We start from the raw sequence: 17,982 nt of genomic DNA on the forward strand, positions 1-17,982 counted from the left end.
ACGCCCATGTCCATCTGCTCGGCGCCGGAGTTGTCGATGAGGTCCGGCGGGGTGCCCTGGTTGAAGCGGGGCTGGAGCGTGGACTGGATCTTCTGCGTGGCGGAGAACTTCACCGACGCCTTGGGGAAGTTCTTCTCGTAGATCTTCACGGCGTCCTCGGCGTACTCCTTGCCGAAACCACCGTCGAACAGGACGAATTCCATGCCCGCCGTGTCATTGACGGCGAGCGGGTTCTTCGCGGTCTTCTTGCCGGCCTTGGCCTTGTCCCCGCTGTCGTCCCCGCCGCTGCTCGCGCAGGCGGACAGGAAACTCATGGTGGGGACGGAGATCAGCCCGAGCGCGGCGGACCTTTTGATCAGATCACGGCGGCCGACACCCTCGGTGCCGTGGTGCTCGGCGGAAGTGGATCCCATGCTCAAGTCCTCGCCTTCTCCAGGACTCAGGCGGTGAACCGGATCCTTGCCGGCACCGCGATCGGGTCAAGCTGGGTCGTACAGAAAAGTGCGGTTGGTGAGGTGCGGATCGTGTGAATCGCCCGACAGGTATAGTCCACTTCCCGCCAACGGATCAAGATCGAACACAAGGTTCCCCGCGGGTCTTATCCGAGTTGAGACCTCGCGGAAGTATGCGCGGCCTGTACGTTTCCCGGTGGAAAAATCCCGGTCGCGGCCCTCGAATGCCACAGACAACACCCTTGACACATCGCGGCACTTGAGCAACTACTGGTCCTTGCGCATTGAAGCTGACAACGTTGTCCACTGCGCAGGGAGGGTACCCGTTGATGCAGCGGAAAGCTCGGCACAGATGGGGTTCGGCGGTCGTGTCGGCGACCGCCTTCGCCATGGCCTTGGGTTCGCAGGGAGTTGCGGTCGCACTGCCCCAGGCCCCGGCGAAACCAGATCGGGGATTCACGTCCTCCTTCGAGGCGGACGACCCGCTTCCGGACTGGACGAACACGGTCGACACCGGCCCCGGCGGCGCGAAACGCGCCTCGGGCGTCGACGGCGGATACAGCAGCGGCATACCGGGCAACGTGACCGACCGGGTCACCGACGTCCGGGCGAGCGCCGAGAACACCGGCGGCGGCGAGGTGAAGGAGAACCTCGTCGACGGCGAGCCGAGCACGAAGTGGCTGGCCTTCGAGCCCACCGGCTGGGTGGAGTTCGACCTGGACAAACCGGTCGAACTCAAGCGTTACGCCTTGACGTCCGCCAACGACGCCGCGGAACGCGACCCGCAGGACTGGACCCTGAAGGGCTCCTCCGACGGCAAGGAGTGGACGACGCTCGACACCCGCTCCGGGCAGTCCTTCGCGGAGCGGTTCCAGACGAAGACGTACGACCTGGCCGAGCCCGGCGCCTACGCGCACTTCCGGCTGGAGGTGACGCGGAACAACGGAGCCGGCATCCTGCAACTCGCCGACCTGCAGCTCTCCACGGGCGGCAGCGACGACCCGGTCCCGAAGGACATGCTCTCGCTGGTCGACCGGGGTCCGAGCGGCTCCCCCACGGCCAAGGCCGGTGCCGGGTTCACCGGCAAGCGGGCGCTGCGCTACGCCGGCCGGCACACCGCCGAGGGCCGGGCGTACTCGTACAACAAGGTCTTCGACGTCAACGTGGCCGTCGGCCGCAACACGCAGCTGTCCTACCGGATCTTCCCGTCCATGGCGGACGGCGACCTCGACTACGACGCCACGAACGTCTCGGTCGACCTGGCCTTCACCGACGGCACCCAGCTGAGCGAGCTGCGCGCCACCGACCAGCACGGGTTCCCGCTGACCCCGCAGGGGCAGGGCGCGTCGAAGGTCCTCTACGTCAACCAGTGGAACAACGTGGCCGCGCGGATCGGCTCGGTCGCGGCCGGCAAGACCGTGGACCGCATCCTGGTGGCGTACGACTCCCCCAAGGGCCCCGCCAAGTTCCGCGGCTGGCTGGACGACGTGAGCATCGCCTCCGTCGCGCCCGAGCGGCCGAAGGCGCACCTGTCGGACTACGCGGTGACCACCCGCGGCACCAACTCCAGCGGCGGCTTCTCCCGGGGCAACAACTTCCCGGCGACGGCGGTCCCGCACGGCTTCAACTTCTGGACGCCGGTGACCAACGCCGGTTCGCTGAGCTGGCTGTACGACTACGCGCGGTCGAACAACGCGGACAACCTGCCGACGATCCAGGCGTTCAGCGCGAGTCACGAGCCGAGCCCCTGGATGGGTGACCGGCAGACCTTCCAGGTGATGCCGTCCGTCGCGTCCGGCACCCCCGAACTGGGGCGTGAGGCACGGGAGCTGGCCTTCCGGCACGAGAACGAGACCGCGCGGCCGTACTACTACGGCGTGCGGTTCGAGAACGGGCTGAAGGCCGAGATGGCGCCGACCGACCACGCGGCGGCCCTGCGCTTCACCTACCCGGGCGACGACGCGAGCGTCGTGTTCGACAACGTGACCGACCAGGCGGGCCTGACCCTCGACAAGGACGGCGGCGTCGTCACCGGCTACTCGGACGTGAAGTCCGGTCTGTCCACGGGCGCGACGCGGCTGTTCGTCTACGGTGAGTTCGACAAGCCGGTGACCGGGGGCGACTCCAGCGGCGTCAAGGGCTACCTGCGCTTCGACGCCGACGACCGGACCGTCACCCTGCGCCTGGCGACCTCGCTCATCAGCATCGACCAGGCGAAGGACAACCTGCGCCAGGAGATCCCGGAGGGCCGGTCCTTCGAGGCGGTCAGGAAGAGTGCCCAGCGGCAGTGGGACCGGCTGCTCGGCAAGGTCGAGGTCGAGGGCGCGACCACCGACCAGCTGACGACCCTCTACTCCAGCCTGTACCGGCTGTACCTGTACCCGAACTCCGGGCACGAGAAGGTCGGGGGCGAGTACAAGTACGCCTCGCCGTTCTCCCGCATGCCGGAGCCGGACTCCCCGACGCACACCGGCGCCAAGATCGTCGACGGCAAGGTGTACGTCAACAACGGCTTCTGGGACACCTACCGGACGACCTGGCCCGCCTACTCGTTCCTGACCCCGTCCCAGGCCGGTGAGCTGGTCGACGGGTTCGTGCAGCACTACAAGGACGGCGGCTGGACCTCCCGCTGGTCCTCGCCGGGCTACGCGGACCTGATGACGGGCACCTCCTCGGACGTGGCGTTCGCGGACGCCTACGTCAAGGGCGTGGACTTCGACGCGAAGGCGGCGTACGACGCGGCCGTGAAGAACGCGACGGTCGTGCCGCCGAACCCGGGCGTCGGCCGCAAGGGCATGGCCACCTCCCCGTTCCTGGGCTACACGAGCACCGAGACCCATGAGGGCCTGTCCTGGGCGCTGGAGGGCTACCTGAACGACTACGGCATCTCCCGCATGGGCCGCAAGCTGTACGAGGAGACCGGCGAGCGGCGCTACAAGGAGGAGTCGGAGTACTTCCTGAACCGCGCGCAGGACTACGTGAACCTCTTCGACGACAAGGCCGGGTTCTTCCAGGGCCGCGACGCGAAGGGCGACTGGCGGGTCGAGTCCTCGACGTACGACCCGCGGGTCTGGGGCCACGACTACACCGAGACCAACGGGTGGGGTTACGCCTTCACCGCGCCGCAGGACAGCCGGGGCCTGGCCAACCTGTACGGCGGGCGCAGGGGCCTCGCCGACAAGCTGGACGAGTACCTCTCCACCCCCGAGACGGCCTCCCCCGAGTTCGTCGGCTCCTACGGCGGTGTCATCCACGAGATGACCGAGGCGCGGGACGTGCGGATGGGCATGTACGGCCACTCCAACCAAGTGGCCCACCACGCCCTGTACATGTACGACGCGGCCGGGCAGCCCTGGAAGACGCAGAAGAACGTCCGCGAGGTGCTGTCCCGCCTGTACACGGGCAGCGAGATCGGCCAGGGCTATCACGGGGACGAGGACAACGGCGAGCAGTCGGCCTGGTACCTGTTCTCCGCGCTCGGCTTCTACCCGCTGGTGATGGGCAGCGGCGAGTACGCGATCGGCTCGCCGCTGTTCGAGAAGGCGACCGTGCACCTGGAGAACGGGCGCGAGCTGGTGGTGAAGGCGCCGCGCAACAGCGCGAGGAACGTCTACGTGCAGGGCCTGAAGGTCAACGGCCGCACCTGGTCGAAGACGTCCCTGCCGCACTCGGTGGTCGCGAGGGGCGGTGTCCTGGAGTTCGACATGGGGCCGCGGCCGTCGTCCTGGGGCACCGGCAAGGACGCGGCGCCGGTGTCGATCACCGAGGACGACGAGGTGCCGGAGCCCCGGGTGGACGCGCTGAAGGGTGACGGCGCCCTGTTCGACGACACCTCGGCGACGGATGCGGTGGTGACGTCCGTGGACCTGCCGGCCGGAGAGGGCACGGAGGCCGTGCAGTACACGCTGACGTCGTCGAAGGACCGCACGAAGGCACCGGCCGCGTGGACCCTCCAGGGCTCCCCGGACGGTGAGACCTGGCGGACGCTGGACCGGCGCTCCGGGGAGTCCTTCGCCTGGGACCGGCAGACCCGGGCGTTCTCGGTGAAGTCGCCGGGCGCGTACGCGAAGTACCGCCTGGTCCTCGACGGCGAGGCGACGCTGGCGGAGGTGGAACTGCTGGGCTGACCCACGGGTCGAGGTCGTCGACCGGCCGGAGTTCGGGGCCGGGTCGTGCGGGACCGCCGGACGGCGGCGCGCGCGGCCCGGCCCCGCTGCGTGGCCGGGGTGCCGCGCCGGCGCCGATGTGACGCGTGGTCACGAGGACCGTGGACAACGGGGCGAGACGGCGCTACCTTCCGCACAAGCGGAGTGGGAGCGCTCCCATAAGGGCGGACCGGAACTCGCCGGGGGGCGCCCCCGCTCCGCCCGATCCTCAGCACGCGCGTCCGCAGGCCGTACCCCCACGAAAGGACGACGCCTGTCATGATCCTGACATCATGGTCAGGGATACCGGAGCCGGACGGTGCTCACGCGCCCCGGCCGCGCCCCCTCACGATCACCCGGACCAGAGCGTTCCTGCTGGTCCTGCTCTCGCTCCTCGTCACCCTCCCGGCGCTCGGACTGGTCATGTCGGCCGGCGGGAAGGCCGAGGCGCACGGCACCCCCATGAAGCCCGGCAGCCGGACCTTCCTCTGCTGGCAGGACGGGCTCACCGACACCGGTGAGATCAAACCGGTCAACCCGGCGTGCAGGGCCGCCCAGCAGGTCGGCGGCACCACACCGTTCTACAACTGGTTCTCGGTACTGCGCTCGGACGGTGCCGGCCGCACCCGCGGCTTCGTCCCCGACGGCAAGCTGTGCAGCGGCGGAAACCCCAACTTCACCGGCTTCGACACGCCCCACCGGGAGTGGCCGCTGACCCACCTCACCTCGGGCGCCACGGTCGACTTCTCGTACAACGCCTGGGCGGCACACCCCGGTTGGTTCCACGTCTACGTCACCAAGGACGGCTTCGACCCGGCGAAGACGCTCACCTGGGACGACATGGAGGAGCGGCCGTTCCTCAGCGTCGACCACCCGCCGCTGAACGGCTCCCCCGGCACCGTCGAGGCGAACTACTCCTGGACCGGCAAGCTGCCCGCGGGCAAGTCCGGCCGCCACATCGTCTACATGGTCTGGCAGCGCTCGGACAGCCAGGAGACCTTCTACTCCTGCTCCGACGTCGTCTTCGACGGCGGCAACGGCGAGGTGACCGGCGTCAGGCAGCCGGGCGACCCGGCCGAGCCGGTGCCGGGCACGTGCACGGCCACGCGCAGGACGACCGGCACATGGGACGGCGGCCACCAGTCGGAGGTGACGGTCACCAACACCGGCTCGGTGCCGATGCTCGGCTGGATGGTCGACTGGACCCTCCCGGCCGGTCACCGCGTCGACAGCCTGTGGAGCGGCACGCCGACCTACGACGGCCGGTCGGTGATGGTCCACAACGCCGCGTGGAACGGCTCCCTGGCCCCGGGCGCCGCCACGACGTTCGGCTACGTCACGTCCGGCCCGGGGGGTGACGCCACCACGAGCCTGCCGTGCCGGGTGGGGTGAACCGGGTGTGAGGCTGCCCGCCCGTCGGGCCGTGACCGGTACGGCGGGCGCCTGCACGGTGTCGGTGTCGTACCTGGTGGGCCTCGCCGTCACCGCCCGGCGCGCTGCGCCGGAGGCCGGGCGGCCGTCTCGACGAAGGAGAGGTGCTGCACCGCCCTGACCGGGACGGCCGTCATGGCGGCGACGTACGTCGCCTCGGTCCGGCCGCTGCGGCTCGGTGGACCGCGCGCGCCGCTCGGGCGCGGGTGAGGGCAGACCAACGCGTGGCCGCGCCGCGATGACCTCCACGTCGCCCCATATGTCGGTGTTCTTCAGGTATGCGATTCTGAGGTGTGGGTGCCCTGCCGCTCATGCGCGGCGTGGATCCGTCGTGGGAGGCGCGGTCCGGCGCCGCTGGTCCCGGTGCCGTGTCCGCGTCGGCGTCGGCGTCGGTATCGGCGTCGGTGTCGGCTGAGTCCCGGACTCCCACCTGCCGGTGGCCGCGGCACGGACGGGAGGTGGCGGCGCACATGCCCCAGGACGGCGACGCCCGCTCCGCGACGCCCGGCGGACAGCCGCCGGGCGACGGCGACGGCGGCACGCCCCGCCCCCCGGAAGACGGTGGCGGCGGCCCGTTCGGCCACCCTCGCCCGTCCCACCCGGCACCCGAGTGCGCCGCCCGAGGGCGGGTCCTCGCGTTCGCCGGAGTGACCCTGGCGGTCGTGTTCGTGCGGGGCGGGGCCGGGCTCCGGGCGGTGGAGTGGGCCGGGGACGAGCCCGGCCGGCACGGGCTCGCGCGCGACGTGCGGCTTCCCGACCGGGCGCTGGGGTGGTCCGGCGAGGGCCTGGACGGCGCGGGCGGGCCGCGCGCCCGTGCGCCGGAAGCCCTGGTCGTCGACGCCTATCAGCGGGGGCGGCCACTGTGGCGTGAGGGGGCAGGGGGCGTGGAGGAGGGCGGGGCTCCCTCCGCACCGCTCGGGGCGCTCCCGCTGGGGGCGGCGGGCGGATGGCTGGGGTGCCTGCTGGTGGTCGGAGAGACCGGGGAAGGCTTCGGGGCCGAACAGCGCGAGTTCCTTGAGCGGTACGCCGAGGCGGTCGCCGGGCGGCTGCAGGGCGAGGCCGACCGGTCGGCGCCCGCCCCCCTGCTGGACTCGGCGCTGCGTGCGATGGGCGTGGGGTCGTTCGCGCTGACGCCCGGCACGGGGCTGGTCGAGACGGACCCGGCCCTGCTCGAACTGCTCGGCATCCCCGACGGCGCGTTCGACGGCAAGAGCGACACCCTGCTCGCGTGCAGCGTCCCGGAGGACGTCCCCGCCCTGCTGTCGGTCATCGAACCGTCGGCGCAGGCGCCGGGCCGCCGGGAACTGGAGTTCCGTATCCGCCGGCCCACCGGCGAACTGTGCTGGCTGCGGCTGGAGTGCCGGGTGCGCAAGGGGGCCGAGGGCGTCCCGGAACGGGTGCTGGGGGTGGTGAGCGCGGCGCCCGTGCTGCGCCGGGGCGCCGGCGACGTGGCCCGGCTCCAGTGGCTGACGGCCGCGCTCGACGACGCGACGACCGTGCGGGACGTCAGCCGTGTCGTCGTCGCCGCGCTGCGCGAGCCGCTGGGCGCCGACCGCATCGCGCTCGCCGAACTGCTGGAGGACCGGCTGGCCGTCACCGTCCTCGATCCGCCGGGCCCCGGGGCCTGGCCGCAGCTGTGGCGCTCCGAGTGGCGTTCGGAATGGCCGGACGCGCCCGTCAGCGCCCTGCCCGCGCTGGAGGCGGCGCTGCGCGACGGGCGGATGAGCCTGTGGCCGGCCGGTGCGGTGCTGGAACCGGGGCTCACGGGCATCGGCCCGGGCGGCCTCGCGGTGCTGCCGCTGCCGGCGCGCAACCGCGTGGCGGGTGTGTGCCTCGTCGGCTGGGACGCGCCGCACGAGTTCGCCCCCGACGAACGGGCCCTGCTCACCGCGACCGCGGGGCTGGTGGGGCAGGCCCTGAAACGCGCCCACGCCTACGACGCCGAGCAGGAACTGGCGACGATGCTCCAGCGCAGCCTGCTCCCCCGCCGCCTCCCCCGGCTGCCCGGCGGCGTCGCCGTGGCCCGCTACCTGCCCGCCCGGCGGGGGCTGCAGGTGGGCGGCGACTGGTACGACGTGATCGCCCTGTCGGAGGCGAAGGTGGCCCTGGTCATCGGGGACGTGCAGGGCCACAGCGCCGCGGCCGCGACCATCATGGGCCAGATGCGTACCGCGGTCCGCGCCTACGCCGTCGAGGGACATCCGCCGGACGTGGTCGTCGCGCACGCGAACCGGCTGCTCGTCGGCATGGAGACCGACCTGTTCGCCACGTGCTGCTACGTCGAGCTGGACCTGGAGGAGGGCGAGGCGCTGTTCGTGCGGGCCGGGCACCTGGCCCCCCTCGTGCGCCACCCCGACGGCGGCACCGAGGAGATCGCGGTCGAGGGCGGGCTTCCGCTGGGCGTCCTCGCCGACGCGGACTTCCCGCTCACCGCGCGGGCGCTGGCTCCGGGTTCGGTGCTCGCGCTGGTGACGGACGGCCTGGTGGAGTCGGCCGACCTGCAGGTGGACGAGGGCATGCGCCTCGTGCGCCAGACGCTCGCCGCGGCCGATCCCGGCGACCCGGGGCGGATGGCCGACGAACTGCTCGGCGAGCAGGGCCGCCGCGAGGACGACGTGGCGTTGCTGCTCCTGCGCTACGACGGTATGCGCGTGCGCCCGGTGCGGGCGGGGTGGGTGGTGTGGCGGCTGCCGGACGCGGTGATGCACGCCCGCCGGTTCAGCGCGCGGACCCTGCGCTCGTGGGGCGTGGTCGAGGAGGCCGACACCGTGCTGCTGGTGGTGTCGGAGCTGGTGACCAACGCGCTGGTGCACACGCAGGGCGCCGTCCGCGTGGACCTGACCCTGGCGGCGGACCGGCTGCGGGTGACGGTGAGCGACTCCTCGCCGCGCGCACCGGCCAAGCCGGTCGTCGTGGACTGGGAGTCGACGGGCGGCCGGGGACTGTTCCTCGTCGAGGCGGTGTCGGCGGCCTGGGGCTCGGTGCCGGTCGGCGGCGGAAAGCAGGTGTGGAGCGAGCTGGTGGTCGACCGGACCGGGCCGGATCCGGAACCCGGTGCGGTCGAGGAGCCGGAGGCCGGGCCGCGGGCGGGGACGGACGGGGTCCGCGGGCGGGGCTGGGGTGTGGGCCGCGCCCGGAACCGGGGGCGGGGCAGGGACGCCGGCCGGGTGCGGCTGCGCAGGCCCGGGCGGGAGGAGCGGGGGCCCGGTGAGGCGGGCCCGTGGTGAGGGGGCGTGTGTGGCGTGCGGCCGCCGCCCTGCTGGCGGCGCTGCTGGCGGCGCTGCTGGCGGTGTCCCTCGCCGGGTGCTCGCAGGACGGCGGCGGCGAGGGCCTCTCCGTCGGGGTGCTGCTGCCGAGCCGGGCGGTGCCGCGCTGGGAGCAGGCCGACAAGCCGTTGCTGGAGAAGCGGCTGAAGGAGCTGTGCCCGGACTGCACGGTGATGCACGCCAACGCCGAGAACGACGCGGCCCGGCAGCGGCAGCAGATGACCTCCATGCTCACTCGGGGTGTCTCGGTGCTGATCCTGGACGTCGTCGACCCGGGCGCCCTGCGCTCGTCGGTCCGTCAGGCGCGGCGCGAGGGCGTCCCCGTGGTCGCCTACGACCGGCTCGCGGAGGGGCCCGTCTCCGGCTTCGTCAGCTTCGACGGCGGCACGGTCGGCCGGCTCCAGGGCGAGGCCCTGCTCCAGGGCATGGGCGCGGGGGCGTCGGCGGCGGTGTCGTGATGATGAACGGCGATCCCTCCAGCCCCAACGCCGCCTGGTACGAGGCGGGCGCCATGGCCGTCCTGCGGGACCGGGTCCGCATCCTCAGGTCGTACGACACCCTGGGCTGGCGCGCGGAGAACGCGCACGACCAGATGTCGGCCGCCGTCAGCGCCCTGGGCCCGGACCGGATCGACGGGGTGCTCGCGGCCAACGACTCCATCGCCGCCGGTGTCGTCTCCGCCCTGAAGAGCGCCCGCGTCACCCCGCTGCCGCCGGTCACCGGCCAGGACGCCGACCTCGACGCGGTGCGGCGCATCGTGCGGGGTGAGCAGTACATGACGGTCTACAAGCCGTTCCGCAAGGAGGCCGAGGCGGCCGCCGCGATGGCCGTGGCCCTGGCGCGCGGCAACGACCTGGACGCCCTCGTGAGGACGAGCGTGGACAGCCCCACGACGAAGGACGTCCCGGCCCTGCTGCTCCAGCCGGTGCCGGTGACGCGGGAGAACATCGGCCGGACCCTCGTCCGGGACGGTGTCTACACCGTCGACCGGATCTGCACCGCGGAGCTCCGGCCCGCCTGTGCCCGGATCGGGCTCACCGAGTGAGGGAGGTGGTCCCCGTGGCGCGTCCCCCGGTGCTGGTGCTGCGCGGCGTCTGCAAGCGGTTCGGCGGCGTGCAGGCGCTGGTGGACGTGGACCTCAGGGTCCGTGCCGGCGAGGTCGTGGCGCTCGCGGGCGACAACGGCGCGGGCAAGTCCACCCTGGTCAAGGTGGTCTCGGGGGTCGGCCCGGCCGACCGGGGCGTGATCGAGTGGGAGGGGCGCCCGGTGCAGATCAGACGCCCCCACGACGCCCACGCCCTCGGCATCGCGACCGTCTACCAGGACCTGGCCATGTGCGACAACCTCGACGTGGTGGGCAATCTCTTCCTCGGCCGGGAGATCTCCCGGGTGGGCATCCTCGACGAGGTGGAGATGGAGCGCCGCGCCCGTGATCTGATGCGCGCGCTGTCGATCCGCGTCCCCGACGTACGGGCGCCCGTGGCGACGCTGTCGGCCGGGCAGCGCCAGGCGGTCGCGATCTCCCGCTCGCTCCTGGGATCACCCAAGGTGCTGCTGCTCGACGAGCCGACCGCGGCGCTCGGTGTCGAGCAGACGAGCCATCTGCTGGACCTCATCGAGGAGGTCCGGGACCGCGGGCTGGGGATCATCCTGATCAGTCACAACATGGGCGACATCAAGGCCGTCGCCGACCGTGTGGCGGTGCTGCGGCTGGGCCGCAACAACGGCCTGTTCGACGTGAGCACCGTGACGCAGGAGCAGATCATCTCCTCGGTGACCGGCGCCGCGGACAACGCCGTCGCCCACCGTACGAAGGGCGGCGGGGAGGCGTGGCCGTGAGCCGGGACGGTCTGCGGGCGCACGCCGCCCGGGTGCTGGGCGGTGTGCGGGACGGCGAGCGGGGGCCGCTGCTGGTCGTCGCCGGGCTGATCGTGATCTGTGCCATGTTCCAGGCGCTGGACGACAAGTTCCTCTCGCCGCGCAACCTGTCCAACATCGGCGTGGACGTCGTCGGGACGGGTCTGGTGGCCGTGGGCATCGTGTTCGTGCTGCTGATCCGCGAGATCGACCTGTCGGTGGGGTCGGTCAGCGGGCTGGCGGGGGCCGCGTTCGCCGTGCTGAACGTGAACCAGGGGGTGCCGGAGTGGCTGGCCGTGGTGGTGGCGGTGGCGGCGGGCACGGCCGTGGGCGCGTTCCACGGCGCGTTCTTCGCCTGGGTCGGCGTGCCCGCGTTCGTGGTCACGCTGGCGGGGCTGCTGGTGTGGAACGGGCTGACGCTGTACCTGCTGGGCGCGAGCGGCACGATCAACATCGACGAGGAGGGGCTGGTCGCCTCGCTGACCGGCAGGCACTTCGGCAACGACCTGGCGGCGTACGCGGTCGCGGCGCTCGGCACGGCCGGGTACCTGCTCGCCGCGGGCCGCAGGCGCAGCCGGCACCGGGCCGCCGGGATGCCGTACCGGCCGAGGGGTGAGATCTGGCTGCGGACGGCCCTGCTGGCCGTGGTGTCCTTCGCCGCGGCCCACACGCTCAACCGGTTCCAGGGGCTGCCGCTGGCGCTGCTGATCTTCCTGGTGGTCCTGGTGGTGTCGGACTACGTGCTGCGCCGCACCCGCTGGGGACGCCGGGTGTACGCGCTGGGGGGCGGCGTGGAGGCGGCGCGCCGGGCGGGTGTCGGGGTGGACCGGGTGCGGATCGCGATGTTCATGGTGTCGGGGACGCTGGCCGCGGTGGGCGGGCTGTTCGTGGCGTCCGGTCTGACCTCGGCGAGCCCGACGACCGCGCGGGCCGCCGGTTCCGGGGTGCTGCTGATCAACGCGATCGCGGCGGCCGTGATCGGCGGGACCAGCCTGTTCGGCGGGCGGGGATCGCCCTGGTCGGTGCTGCTGGGCGTCCTGGTCATCCAGTCCATCGCCTCGGGGATGGCGCTGCTGGGGGTGGAGGACGCGGTGCAGTTCATGATCACGGGCGGGGTGCTGCTGGCCGCCGTGGCGGTGGACGCCCTGTCCCGGCGCTCCCGCGCCCGGGACCACCCCTGACCGTCCGCGGCGCACCCCTGGGAACGGCGAGGGCCGCGTCCCCGGTTTCCCGGGGACGCGGCCCTGAACCGCACCGCGGTGGGACCTACTTGCGGATCAGGCTGCGCAGCACGTACTGCATGATGCCGCCGTTGCGGTAGTAGTCCGCCTCACCCGGGGTGTCGATGCGGACGACCGCGTCGAACTCGACGCCGGTGTCGGTGGTGACCTTCACCGTGCGCGGGGTGGTGCCGTCGTTCAGCTCGGTGACACCGGTGATGGAGAAGGTCTCCTCGCCGGTCAGGCCGAGGGACTCGGCGTTCTGGCCCTCGGGGAACTGCAGCGGCAGCACGCCCATGCCGATGAGGTTCGAGCGGTGGATGCGCTCGTACGACTCGGCGACGACGGCCTTGACGCCGAGGAGCGCGGTGCCCTTGGCCGCCCAGTCGCGGGAGGAGCCGGAGCCGTACTCCTTGCCGGCCAGGACGACCAGCGGGATGCCGGCGGCCTGGTAGTTCTGCGAGGCGTCGTAGATGAAGGCGACCGGGCCGCCGTCCTGGGTGAAGTCGCGGGTGTATCCGCCCTCGGTGCCCGGCGCGATCTGGTTGCGCAGGCGGATGTTGGCGAACGTGCCGCGGATCATGACCTCGTGGTTGCCGCGGCGCGAGCCGTAGCTGTTGAAGTCGCGGCGCTCGACGCCGTGCTCCGTGAGGTACTTGCCGGCCGGGGTGTCGGCCTTGATGGCACCCGCCGGGGAGATGTGGTCGGTGGTGACCGAGTCGCCCAGCTTGGCGAGCACCCGGGCGCCGGAGATGTCGGAGACCGGGGTGGTCTCCATCGTCATGCCCTCGAAGTACGGGGGCTTGCGCACGTAGGTGGACTCGCCGTCCCACTCGAAGGTGTCGCCGGTCGGGATCGGCAGCGCCTGCCACTGGGCGTCGCCCGCGAAGACGTCCGCGTAGGACTTGGCGAACATGTCCTCGCCGATGGCGTTGGCGACGACGTCGTTCACCTCGGCCTCGGAGGGCCAGATGTCCTTCAGGAAGACCGGGTTGCCGTCCTGGTCGGTGCCCAGGGCGTCCTTGGTGATGTCCACCTTCATGGAGCCCGCGAGCGCGTAGGCGACGACCAGCGGCGGGGACGCCAGGTAGTTCATCTTGACGTCGGGGTTGATGCGGCCCTCGAAGTTCCGGTTTCCGGAGAGGACCGAGGTGACGGCGAGGTCGTTGTCGTTGACGGCCTGGGAGACCTCCTCCGGCAGCGGGCCGGAGTTGCCGATGCAGGTGGTGCAGCCGTAGCCGACGAGGTTGAAGCCGACCTTGTCGAGGTAGGGGGTCAGGCCCGCCTTCTCGAAGTAGTCGGTGACGACCTTGGAGCCCGGGGCGAGGGTGGTCTTGACCCAGGGCTTGCGGGTCAGGCCCTTCTCCACCGCCTTCTTGGCCACCAGGGCGGCGGCGACCATGACGTACGGGTTGGAGGTGTTGGTGCAGGAGGTGATGGCCGCGACCGTCACCGCGCCGTGGTCCAGCTCGTAGGAGGAGCCGTCGGGGGCCGTGACGCGCACCGGGTTGGACGGGCCGGAGCCGGCGACGACGGCGGAGTGCTGCGGGGCACCGGCGCCGTTGTCGTCGCTGCCGTAGGCCGGGGCGTCGGAGGCCGGGAAGGACTCGGCGGACGCCTCGTCGACGGGGGACTGCACGCCGTGCGGCTGCTCCTGCTGCGGGACGCCCGCCTTGCGGTCGTCGCCGCCGGTGACACCGGCGTCGACGTAGTTGAGCACGTCGGCGGCGAACTGCTCGGCGGCGCGGGACAGCTCGATGCGGTCCTGCGGGCGCTTGGGGCCGGCGATGGAGGGGACGACCGTGGACAGGTCGAGCTCCAGCTTCTCGGAGAAGTCCGGCTCGGCCTTCGGGTCCAGCCAGAGGCCCTGCTCCTTGGCGTACGCCTCGACGAGCGCGACCTGCTGCTCGGAACGGCCGGTGAGCTTCAGGTAGTTCAGGGTCTCGTCGTCGATCGGGAAGATCGCGGCGGTGGAGCCGAACTCCGGCGACATGTTGCCGATGGTGGCGCGGTTCGCCAGCGAGGTGGCGGCGACGCCCTCGCCGTAGAACTCGACGAACTTGCCGACCACGCCGTGCTTGCGCAGCATCTCGGTGATGGTCAGCACGAGGTCCGTGGCGGTGGTGCCCGCCTGGAGCTCGCCGGTGAGCTTGAAGCCGACGACGCGCGGGATGAGCATGGAGACCGGCTGGCCGAGCATGGCGGCCTCGGCCTCGATGCCGCCGACGCCCCAGCCGAGCACGCCGAGGCCGTTGACCATGGTGGTGTGCGAGTCGGTGCCGACCAGGGTGTCCGGGTAGGCCTTGCCGTCGCGGACCATCACGACGCGGGCCAGGTGCTCGATGTTCACCTGGTGCACGATGCCGGTGCCCGGCGGGACGACCTTGAACTCGTCGAAGGCGGTCTGGCCCCAGCGCAGGAACTGGTAGCGCTCCTTGTTGCGGCCGTACTCCAGGTCGACGTTCTGCTTGAACGCGTCGTTGGTGCCGAACTTGTCGGCGATGACGGAGTGGTCGATGACCAGCTCGGCCGGGGCCAGCGGGTTGATCTTCGCCGGGTCGCCGCCCAGCTCCTTGACGGCCTCACGCATGGTGGCGAGGTCCACGACACAGGGCACGCCGGTGAAGTCCTGCATGATCACGCGGGCCGGCGTGAACTGGATCTCCTGGCTGGGCTGGGCCTGCGAGTCCCATCCGCCGAGCGCGCGGATGTGGTCGGCGGTGATGTTCGCGCCGTCCTCGGTGCGGAGCAGGTTCTCCAGCAGGACCTTGAGGCTGTAGGGAAGGCGGGCCGAGCCCTCCACCTTGTCCAGCCGGAAGATCTCGTACGACTCGTCGCCCACCTGCAGCGTGCTGCGGGCGTCGAAGCTGTTCGCCGACACGACAGTCTCCTTCATTGATGTGCGCGTACCACCACGATCCTGCCGCCACGGCATCTCGACCGATCCGCTAAGGTAAGGCTAAGTTAGGTAACCCTTACCGAGTGGCGGCGTGCGGTGCTTCTCGGCAGATATCTCGATGTCGAGATAACTCTAGTACACGAGGGCCGGAGCGTCATGCCCGGACTCCACGAGAAGTGCGGCGAGGTCCGATCCCGCCTGCCATCCATCCGGGAACCCGGGGTAAGCGAACGGAACCGGGAAGGGCCCGGTGAACACCGGAAGGAGGCCCTGAATGCCCCTCACGTTCCGCAAGAGTTTCCGGATTCTTCCGGGGGTGCGACTGAACATCAACAAGCGCTCCTGGTCCATCACCACCGGCGGCGGCAAGAACGGCCCGCGCCACACCCGCAGCAGCACGGGACGCCGCACGACATCGATGGATCTGCCCGGACCCTTCGGATGGCGGCGCACCACCCGCACGTCGCGACACTGAGGCTGCCGGACGGGGTTGACGGTTCATCACCCGAACGGCCCCCCGGGCGGGCGCCATCTCATATCTGAGATAACCTCAACCCCATGGCAGACGACTACCTCGTACGCATCGGCAAGCTCATCCGTGACGCCCGGCAGCACCGGGGCTGGACCCAGTCGCAGCTGGCGGAGGCGCTCGGCACCAGTCAGAGCGCGGTCAACCGGATCGAGCGCGGCAATCAGAACATCAGCCTTGAGATGATCGCGCGGATCGGGGAAGCCCTCGACAGCGAGATCGTGTCCCTCGGCTACGCCGGTCCGATGCATCTGCGGGTCGTCGGCGGGCGGCGTCTGTCCGGTGCCATCGACGTGAAGACGAGCAAGAACGCGTGCGTGGCGCTGCTGTGCGCCTCACTGCTCAACCAGGGGCGCACGGTACTGCGCCGCGTCGCCCGCATCGAGGAGGTCTACCGCCTGCTGGAGGTGCTGGCGTCCATCGGCGTGCGCGCCCGGTGGATCAACGACGGCGTCGACCTGGAGATCGTGCCGCCGGCCGAGCTGAACCTCGGGTCGATCGACGCCGACGCCGCACGCCGCACGCGCTCGATCATCATGTTCCTCGGCCCGCTGCTGCACCGCGCGGACCAGTTCAAGCTGCCGTACGCCGGCGGCTGCGACCTCGGCACCCGCACGATCGAGCCGCACATGATCGCGCTGCGCCGCTTCGGCCTGGACATCGCCGCGACCGAGGGGCAGTACCACGCCCAGGTGGACCGCTCGACCGTCCCGGACCGGCCCATCGTGCTGACCGAACGCGGCGACACGGTGACCGAGAACGCGCTGCTGGCGGCCGCCCGGCACGACGGCACCACCGTCATCCGCAACGCCTCCTCCAACTACATGGTCCAGGACCTGTGCTTCTTCCTGGAGGCACTGGGCGTCAAGGTCGACGGCATCGGCACCACCACGCTCACCGTGCACGGCGTGCCCACCATCGACGTCGACGTGGACTACTCCCCCTCCGAGGACCCGGTCGAGGCGATGAGCCTGGTGGCCGCGGCCGTCGTGACGGAGTCGGAGCTGACGGTGCGCCGCGTGCCCATCGAGTTCCTGGAGATCGAGCTGGCGGTCCTGGAGGAGATGGGACTCGACCACGACCGCACGCCGGAGTACTTCGCCGACAACGGCCGCACCCGGCTGGTGGACCTCACCGTCCGGCCCTCCAAGCTGGAGGCGCCGATCGACAAGATCCACCCCATGCCGTTCCCCGGCCTGAACATCGACAACGTCCCGTTCTTCGCGGCCATCGCCGCCGTCGCCCAGGGCAAGACCCTCATCCACGACTGGGTCTACGACAACCGCGCGATCTACCTCACCGACCTGAACCGCCTCGGCGGCCGGCTGCAGCTGCTGGACCCCCACCGTGTCCTGGTCGAGGGCCCGACCCGCTGGCGCGCCGCCGAGATGATGTGCCCGCCGGCCCTGCGCCCCGCGGTGGTCGTCCTGCTGGCGATGATGGCGGCCGAGGGCACGTCGGTGCTGCGCAACGTGTACGTCATCAACCGGGGGTACGAGGACCTGGCGGAGCGGCTGAACTCGATCGGGGCGCAGATCGAGACGTTCCGGGACATCTGACGGGGCGTCGTCCGACCACCCGGCGGTGTCGGTCCCGGTGGGTGCGCCGGCCCGGATGGGATAGTCCGACACCGTGGACACACCTCTGGTGACCTTCGGGCACAGCACCGCCGGGCGGGAGCGGATCCTGGAGCTGCTGCGGGGGGCCGGTGTCGCCGCTCTGGTGGACGTGCGGACCGCCCCCGGCAGCCGGCGTGACCCCGACCTGCTGCGCGAGCGGCTCGCCGAGTGGCTGCCGGACGGCGGGGTCGGCTACCGGTGGGAGCGCGACCTCGGTGGCTTCCGTCCGCTGCCGCAGGACAGCCCGGACGTCGTCTGGCGCAACGAGTCCTTCCGCGGGTACGCCGCCCACACCCGCTCCCCCGAGTTCGTCGCGGCGATGGACCGCCTCCTGCGGGAGGCGGCCGGTGCCCGGACCGCCGTGATGTGCAGCGAGGCGGTCTGGTGGCGCTGCCACCGCCGGCTGATCGCCGACTTCGCCGTGCTCGCCCGGGGCGTGACGGTCCTGCACCTGATGCACGACGGCCGCCTGACCCCGCACCGGCCGACACCGGGAGCCCGTCTGCGCGACGACGGGCTCCTGGTGTACGACGCCCCCACCGGACCGGAGCGGGGCTGAACCGG

General features: G+C 71.6%; 9 protein-coding genes and 2 pseudogenes. 9 read left to right on the forward strand and 2 right to left on the reverse strand.

The window, feature by feature from the left end:
* Nucleotides 1–413: pseudogene (locus ACZ4M5_RS27740) on the reverse strand (N-acetylglucosamine/diacetylchitobiose ABC transporter substrate-binding protein); the annotation flags it as partial.
* 368 nt (nucleotides 414–781) lie between these two features.
* Between ACZ4M5_RS27740 and ACZ4M5_RS27745 the strand changes: the two are divergent.
* The 6 genes and pseudogenes from ACZ4M5_RS27745 (at nucleotide 782) to ACZ4M5_RS27770 (ending at nucleotide 12,332) form a co-directional block, all read left to right on the forward strand.
* Nucleotides 782–4,579, forward strand: coding sequence for a GH92 family glycosyl hydrolase (locus ACZ4M5_RS27745; protein ID WP_467740612.1), 3,798 nt, complete (start codon nucleotides 782–784; stop codon nucleotides 4,577–4,579).
* A 369-nt stretch (nucleotides 4,580–4,948) separates the two neighbouring features.
* Complete coding sequence (locus ACZ4M5_RS27750) at nucleotides 4,949–5,989, forward strand: lytic polysaccharide monooxygenase auxiliary activity family 9 protein (RefSeq protein WP_467740940.1); 1,041 nt, start codon at nucleotides 4,949–4,951, stop codon at nucleotides 5,987–5,989.
* A gap of 509 nt (nucleotides 5,990–6,498) precedes the next feature.
* On the forward strand, nucleotides 6,499–9,255 hold the full coding sequence (locus ACZ4M5_RS27755) for a SpoIIE family protein phosphatase (protein WP_467740614.1): 2,757 nt from the start codon (nucleotides 6,499–6,501) through the stop codon (nucleotides 9,253–9,255).
* Nucleotides 9,252–10,339: pseudogene (locus ACZ4M5_RS27760) on the forward strand (sugar ABC transporter substrate-binding protein). Before ACZ4M5_RS27755 ends, ACZ4M5_RS27760 begins: the two are co-directional and overlap by 4 nt.
* Nucleotides 10,340–10,353: 14 nt before the next feature.
* Nucleotides 10,354–11,133 (forward strand): ATP-binding cassette domain-containing protein, encoded by a 780-nt coding sequence (locus ACZ4M5_RS27765; protein WP_467740616.1) that lies wholly within the window; start codon nucleotides 10,354–10,356, stop codon nucleotides 11,131–11,133.
* Complete coding sequence (locus ACZ4M5_RS27770) at nucleotides 11,130–12,332, forward strand: sugar ABC transporter permease (RefSeq protein WP_467740618.1); 1,203 nt, start codon at nucleotides 11,130–11,132, stop codon at nucleotides 12,330–12,332. The genes ACZ4M5_RS27765 and ACZ4M5_RS27770 overlap by 4 nt, the downstream gene beginning before the upstream one ends.
* An 85-nt stretch (nucleotides 12,333–12,417) precedes the next feature.
* Here the strand turns inward: ACZ4M5_RS27770 and ACZ4M5_RS27775 are convergent, their stop codons facing one another.
* Nucleotides 12,418–15,252, reverse strand: coding sequence for an aconitate hydratase (locus tag ACZ4M5_RS27775; protein WP_467740620.1), 2,835 nt, complete (start codon nucleotides 15,250–15,252; stop codon nucleotides 12,418–12,420).
* Between the two features lie 292 nt (nucleotides 15,253–15,544).
* Here ACZ4M5_RS27775 and ACZ4M5_RS27780 point away from each other — a divergent pair, with 292 nt between their 5' ends.
* From ACZ4M5_RS27780 to ACZ4M5_RS27790, 3 genes are all read left to right on the forward strand, one after another.
* Nucleotides 15,545–15,745: a DUF4236 domain-containing protein gene (locus tag ACZ4M5_RS27780; RefSeq protein WP_467740622.1), complete on the forward strand. Its 201-nt coding sequence runs from the start codon at nucleotides 15,545–15,547 to the stop codon at nucleotides 15,743–15,745.
* 83 nt (nucleotides 15,746–15,828) lie between these two features.
* Entirely contained in the window at nucleotides 15,829–17,358 is a 1,530-nt protein-coding gene (locus ACZ4M5_RS27785; protein WP_467740624.1) for a helix-turn-helix domain-containing protein, read from the forward strand.
* Between the two features lie 73 nt (nucleotides 17,359–17,431).
* A complete protein-coding gene (locus tag ACZ4M5_RS27790) occupies nucleotides 17,432–17,977 on the forward strand; it encodes a DUF488 domain-containing protein (protein ID WP_467740626.1) in 546 nt (181 codons plus the stop codon).
* The last annotated feature ends 5 nt before the right edge of the window (nucleotides 17,978–17,982 follow it).

Source organism: Streptomyces sp. NPDC026246 (assembly GCF_055567995.1).

What these genes read in the sequence shown, in the direction of transcription:
- ACZ4M5_RS27785 (WP_467740624.1), top strand. Translation starts at nt 15,829, where the DNA reads ATGGCAGACGACTACCTCGTACGCATCGGCAAGCTCATCCGTGACGCC.
- ACZ4M5_RS27745 (WP_467740612.1), top strand. Translation starts at nt 782, where the DNA reads ATGCAGCGGAAAGCTCGGCACAGATGGGGTTCGGCGGTCGTGTCGGCG.
- ACZ4M5_RS27780 (WP_467740622.1), top strand. Translation starts at nt 15,545, where the DNA reads ATGCCCCTCACGTTCCGCAAGAGTTTCCGGATTCTTCCGGGGGTGCGA.
- ACZ4M5_RS27755 (WP_467740614.1), top strand. Translation starts at nt 6,499, where the DNA reads ATGCCCCAGGACGGCGACGCCCGCTCCGCGACGCCCGGCGGACAGCCG.